The organism is Mesorhizobium sp. M7A.F.Ca.CA.001.10.2.1 (assembly GCF_003998575.1).
Classification (GTDB): Bacteria; Pseudomonadota; Alphaproteobacteria; order Rhizobiales; family Rhizobiaceae; genus Mesorhizobium.
Map to the genome: position 1 here is coordinate 1 of NZ_RZQY01000359.1, position 5,968 is coordinate 5,968.

At 64.6% G+C, this 5,968-nt stretch carries 5 protein-coding genes and 1 pseudogene; 4 read left to right on the forward strand and 2 right to left on the reverse strand.

Translation table 11 applies throughout. From position 1 onward, the window contains the following. The 4 genes and pseudogenes from EN964_RS21515 to EN964_RS21530 form a co-directional block, all read left to right on the forward strand. Positions 1–441, forward strand: a pseudogene (locus EN964_RS21515) (NAD(P)-dependent oxidoreductase); the annotation flags it as partial. A gap of 12 nt (positions 442–453) precedes the next feature. Continuing rightward, complete coding sequence (locus tag EN964_RS21520; RefSeq protein ID WP_127267690.1) at positions 454–1,389, forward strand: polysaccharide deacetylase family protein; 936 nt, start codon at positions 454–456, stop codon at positions 1,387–1,389. 15 nt (positions 1,390–1,404) lie between these two features. Next, positions 1,405–2,739, forward strand: coding sequence for a dihydroorotase family protein (locus EN964_RS21525; protein WP_127272625.1), 1,335 nt, complete (start codon positions 1,405–1,407; stop codon positions 2,737–2,739). A 5-nt stretch (positions 2,740–2,744) separates the two neighbouring features. Continuing rightward, positions 2,745–3,518, forward strand: coding sequence for an SDR family NAD(P)-dependent oxidoreductase (locus tag EN964_RS21530; protein ID WP_127267689.1), 774 nt, complete (start codon positions 2,745–2,747; stop codon positions 3,516–3,518). 206 nt (positions 3,519–3,724) lie between these two features. Here the strand turns inward: EN964_RS21530 and EN964_RS21535 are convergent, their stop codons facing one another. Next, entirely contained in the window at positions 3,725–4,915 is a 1,191-nt protein-coding gene (locus EN964_RS21535) for an ROK family transcriptional regulator (RefSeq protein ID WP_127276716.1), read from the reverse strand. 179 nt (positions 4,916–5,094) lie between these two features. Continuing rightward, positions 5,095–5,968, reverse strand: an 874-nt coding sequence (locus tag EN964_RS21540; protein WP_127276718.1) for an SIS domain-containing protein, incomplete at its 5' end; no start/stop codon positions are given.

Sequence of the window (5,968 nt, forward strand, 5' to 3'; positions counted from 1 at the left end):
CCGATGGACCGCGCGACCGAGAGCCGCAACTTTCGCCATGTTCCCAACCGCGTCGCACATATGGCTTTAGCCGGCGAGACGATCAGGCCGAACAGCCTGGAGCCGGTCGGCGACTATATCGTCTCGACCGACGTTGCCGCCGCGATCCTCGCGCTGATCGATGCACCGCGCCTCAATTACCGTCACTACAACATCGGCTCCGGGTCTAGCCAGACCATCGGCGAGATCGTCGGCTGGGCAAGGGAACGCGTGCCGGGCCTGAAGGCCGAAGTGACACCAGGAGAAGACGCCAATATCGTCCAGGATGTGAGACTGAAGGGCGGCATGTGGGGCGCGTATGACATCGCCCGCATCCTGCGCGACACTACATGGCGGCCGCGTCCGGGCAAGGAAGCCTTCCACGCCTACATGGACTGGATAACCGCCAACGAAACGAGATGAGAGGAATTTGCCATGACGCCAAGCGCTGCCTCGCAACCGCCCCAGCCGCGCGACCTCGTCGGCTATGGTCCGAATCCGCCCTTCGTGACCTGGCCCGGCGGCGTCAAGCTCGCCATCAACCTCGTGCTCAACTATGAGGAGGGCTCGGAATATTCCTGGCTCGAAGATGGCCGCAACGACAATTGGGGCGAATACAATCTCACCTCGAGCCCGCCGGTGCGCGACCTCGGCACCGAGACGCATTTCGAATATGGCAGCCGCGCCGGCGTCTGGCGCTTGGCACGGCTTTTTGATCGCTACGACATCCCGATCACCATCTCAGCTTGCGCGGTGGCGCTGGAGCGCAACCCGCCCTTCGTCGAATGGATGAAGACGCGACGACACGATCTGCTCGGCCACGGCCTACGCTGGATCGACTATACGACCATGGAGCGCAGCGAGGAAAAGCGCCAGCTGCATGAAGCGGTCGGGCTTTACGAGACACTACTGGGGAGGCGGCCGCTCGGCTGGAACTGCCGCTCGCTGCCCAGCGTCAACACGCGCGATCTGCTCGTCGAGGAAGGCAGCTTCCTCTATCACTCCGATCCCTGCAATGACGACCTGCCCTACTTCCTCGACCATCGGGGCACGGAAATCCTGGTCGTGCCCTATTCCAAGACGCTCAACGACAGCCGTTATCTGGTGGCGCCGGGCTACAGCAAACCGCGCGACTTCGCTGAGGATTGCCGCTCGGCGATCGATTACATGCTCGGTGAAGCCGACGAGACCGGCGGCCGCATGCTGACGATCGGCATCCATGCGCGCTGGATGGGCCAACCCAACCGGGCGTCCGGGCTGCGCGAGGTGATCGAACATGTGAAGCAGAACCCGGCCGCTGCCTTCATGCGCCGCGAAGAGATTGCCCGGTTCTGGCTGGAGAGCCATGCCAGCTTCGAGCGGCGCGGCTAACGGAAACAAGACGGCATGTTCGAAACCCTGATCCGGGGAGCCACCATCGTCAACGCCGAAGGGTTCGAGCGGCGCGATGTGGGCATTACCGATGGCCGTATCGCGGCGCTTGTCCAGCCTGGCGAGACGGCCTCGGCCAGGACAGTCATCGATGCGGCCGGTGCCTATCTGCTGCCCGGCCTGGTCGACGCGCACGCGCACCTGCGCGAGCCTGGACTGACACACAAGGATGACTTTTCCTCGGGCACGCATGCCGCGGCCCTTGGCGGCGTGACGACGGTGCTCGACATGCCGACCGACGAGCCATGGACAGCCACAGCCGAACAGCTTGCCGACAAGATGGCGATGACCGAGGCCCGCATACATGTCGATGTCGGCTTGCAGACCGTCGTCAGCCGCAACCTGTCGCTTATCCCTCGCGTGCTGGACTTGGCGCCGGTCTCGTTCGAGCTGTTCACCGCCGATGTGCCCGATGACTTCCTCTTCGCGACGTCCGACGCCGTGGCCGAGGCGTTGAAGGCTTTCGCCGGCAGCGACACTTTGATCGGCATCTCGCCCGGCGATCAATCGATCCTGACCGGCAGCACACTACGCGACCGCCCCGGCACCATCGCCGCCTTTCAGGCCAGCCGGCCGCCACTCGCCGAAGCCAACGGCATCGCCCGGGCGCTCATCGCCGCCGCCTCTGCCGAAACCAGAATTCATGTCCGCCAGATCAATTCCGAACTCGGCGTCGAGACGTGGGGCCGGCTGCGCGGCATGGCCGACGCCAGCGTCGAAACAACGCCGCAGAACCTCTTCTTCACCGCCAGCGATTATGAGATGCAAGGCGCTAATCTCAAGGCCTCGCCACCCCTGCGCTCGCCGCATGATGTGGATGCGCTGCGCGCCGCGCTGAGCGGAGGACTGATCGACATCGTCGCCACCGACCACGCGCCGCACGCGCCAATCGAAAAGGCTGCATCCTATGCGGCCTTTGCCGACATTCCAGGTGGCATGCCAGGGCTGCAGACACTGTTGCAGACCATGCTGAAACTGGTCGATGAAGGCTTGATCGCATTGTCCGATCTGGTGCGCCTGTGCGCCCGCAATCCGGCCGAGCGCTTCGGGCTTGGCCGGCGCAAGGGACGGATCGCCACCGGCTACGATGCCGATATCCTCATCCTCGATCCGCGCCAGTCCAGCACGATCGCCAATGCCGATCAGGTGTCGCGAGCGGGCTATACGCCATTCGATGGCTGGACCGTCCAGGCGCGGCTGACAAGCGTCTTCCTGCGCGGTCGCGAAATCGCGCGCGAGGGAAAACTGATCGGCCCGAAAATTGGAACCATCGTCACCCGGGAAAGCTGAAGACCATGCCCCTCCTCGCAGACAAGACCGCCATCGTCACCGGAGGCAGTTCCGGCATCGGCCGCGCGATCGCGCTGAAATTCGCGGCCGAGGGCGCGAGCGTCGTCATCGCCGACACGGTCGAGCAGCCGATCGAAGGCGGTAAGAGCACCGTGGAGTTGATCCGCTCGGCCGGCGGAGGTGCTGTTTACATCCGGACCGACATCTCTGACTGGAGCGCCGTCGATGCGCTGGTCGATGCGACGGTCACGCAGTTCGGACGGCTCGACGTGATGGTCAACAACGCCGCGATTTACACCAGCACCAATCTGATCGACACCACGCCGGAACAATGGCAGCGCGTCATCGGCGTCAACCTGACCGGTTTCTTCTACTGCTCGAAACGGGCGGTGATGCAGATGCTCACCCAGGCGCCCGTCACCGATGTGCGCGGCCGCATCATCAACATCTCCTCGCAGCATGGTATCGTGGCCTGCCCGGGCGACTTCCCCTATTCTGTGAGCAAGGGAGGCATCGTGCAGATGACACGGCAGATCGCCGTCGACCACGCCGACGACCTGATCGTCTGCAACGCGATTGCGCCAGGCAAGATCGTCACCGGCAAGCCGGGTGTCGCCAACGAACCCGACGCGCTCGATTACTCGCGAAGGCGCACGCCATGGCCGCGGCTTGGACATCCGAGCGACGTGGCCGGAGCCGCCTTGTTTCTCGCCAGCGACATGGCAAGCTACGTTACAGGCATCAACCTGATGGTGGACGGCGGCTGGATGGCGGGCTGACCTAGTAAGACCTAAGGCCGACTGCCCGGAGACCGCGGGCAAGGGCTGCAGCAAGGGACGTTGGCCGACGAACAGGTCAAAACATTACGTGGGCACTTTTTCGCCCCCAGAGTCGAGACACGCGCTCTGCAACGGTAGTAGTCGCAGTCGCAAACAGTTCTCCAGAAGCGATCTGGTCACGCGGTATCTTCCAAATCAGACCACTACTAGCGCTCCAGCTCTGACAATGGCGGCAGCACGACAGCCGGATGGCGGCCTTCGCGCAGCATCAGCCCGAGACTGTAGTCGACGGCTAGCTTCATGGCGCCGAGCGCCGTGCCGCCGTCTTCAAGCGAACTGACGGCGATCCGTGTCGGCCACGCAAGTTCTGCTGCGACGCGTTCGACATTTTCTGTCATCAGCGGGTTTCTGCCGACACCGCCGCCAAGCACGATCAGGCCGGGGTCGAGCATGCCGATGCAGCCGGCCGCCAGCCTGCCGATATCGGCTGCATGACGCGCGACTGCCGCTACCGCCGACGCTGAGCCCTCCAGAGCACGCGCGAACAGATCCTTGGCCGAGTCGGGCGGCGCGCCTTCCCCAGCGGGCCAGTCGACACGACAGCGCTCGATCAGCGCCCGCGAGCCGAGATAATGTTCGAGCCCTTCACGATAGGGCGTCTCGCTGGCCGACCACGGAAACGGCATGCGGCCGATTTCGCCGGCAGCACCGCCGGCTCCGCGAAACAAACGCCCTTCGGTGATGAGGCCGAGGCCGACCCGCACGCCAACCTGCAGAAAGGCGAAGGTCTGGTGGCCTTGCGCGGCGCCAAAGTGCATCTCGCCGATGGCCGCGCAATTGACGTTGTTTTCCAGGATGATCGGCACTTTGACACTGCGCCGCAGCAGGCCAAGCACGGCGGACGGCCCGCCGGGCCGGTCAAAACGATCGTTGGAGACGATGCGCGGCACCGCCACCGCAATGGCACGCAGCGCGCGAAAACTCTTGGCCACCTTGGCCATTGTGGCACGCGCCACCGACAGCACGACAGCGCCGACCGCGTCGGCATCGCCGGCTATCGTTTCCGGGATCGGTTCTTCCGCCGACGCCAGCTTCTGCGCGTCCATCGAATAGGCGACGGCACGCACCTGGGCGGCGCCGACATCGATGCCGATCGCGTAGCCCGCGCCGGGACCGATGCCGTAGACCGTCGCCGTGCGGCCGATGGCGCCACGCTCCAGTCCGCGCGACGCCACAAGACCCAAGGCGCTCAGTTCCGACACCGCCGCCGACATGGTCGGTCTCGACAGGTCGAGCATGGCGCCGAGTTTCGGCCGGGTCACCGGCCCATGCGCGGCGAGCACACGAAGCACGGCGCGGGCGCTCTCGGTCAGATTGGGGATTTCCGCAGCCGCCATCTCAGCCGTTCGACCTTTTGCCCTGAAAATCCTATTGGCCGCGCGCAAAATCACCAGCACGACTCAAAGGCGCATGCATGTTCCCCTGAATGCCTCATTGCCGGGCAGTTTGGCAATTTCCGCAAGCAGGATCTCAAACCGAAGGTCGAACGCAGCGGAAAATGCGCGAACAGGACAGGCTACACCTCGGTCGGCGACCACGGCTTCAGCTTGGTGTCGGTCTGGCGGTAGCGGAACGTAATGTCGGCGAGGCCGGCGGCGTCCTGCATGTCGCCGACAATGAGCTGGATGGCGATGATCTCCAGTATGGCATCGGCCATGTCGTTGCCGAGTGCCGGGATGGAAATCACCACTAGCCTGTCGGCGGCAGCGACATCGACGCGCCGTGTCACCAGCACCGAGTGACAACCGAAGGCCGCAACATCCTGCGCGATCTTCACCTCGCGGCCATCACCGATGCAAATGAGTCCGGTCGCCGCATCTTGCGATTCCATCGGTCCGTGCAGGTAGTTCAGCGTATCCCATCCGGATGCCGGCACCCTCACCGCCTCGCGGATCAGCATCGCCGCCTCGCCGGCATTGGCGAAGCCGACGCCGGCGCCAACGATGTCGATGGATGTTCTGCCCTGCAGCAGCCGTGCCGCCTGCCCAGCAGCTTGCGTCGCGCCGGAAAGAACGGCGGCTGCGGCGGCAGGCAAACGCGCCCAATCGAAGCTGTTGCCGGCAAGCCTGCCGATCAGCATGCCAAGCGCCAGCAAGGTCCCGGTATAGCCGGTGGAGCTTGCGCCATTGTCGGCGCCAGAATCCGTGGCAAGCACAGCACCAGTCAGATCAGCCAGCGGATTGCCGCTGCCACGGCAGACCGCCAGGCGCGGCGCGCCCGACGCCTCGCGCATGACGTCGTAGATTTCGCGGCTCTGCCCGGAGGCCGACAGCGCGATGAACGCATCGGCGGCTGCATCCGTCCGGCCATAGAGATCGGTCGGCGTATAGGCAAAAGCCTTGATACCGGAGGCGCGCAGATAAAGCGCACCGGCCAGCGCTGCCTGATAG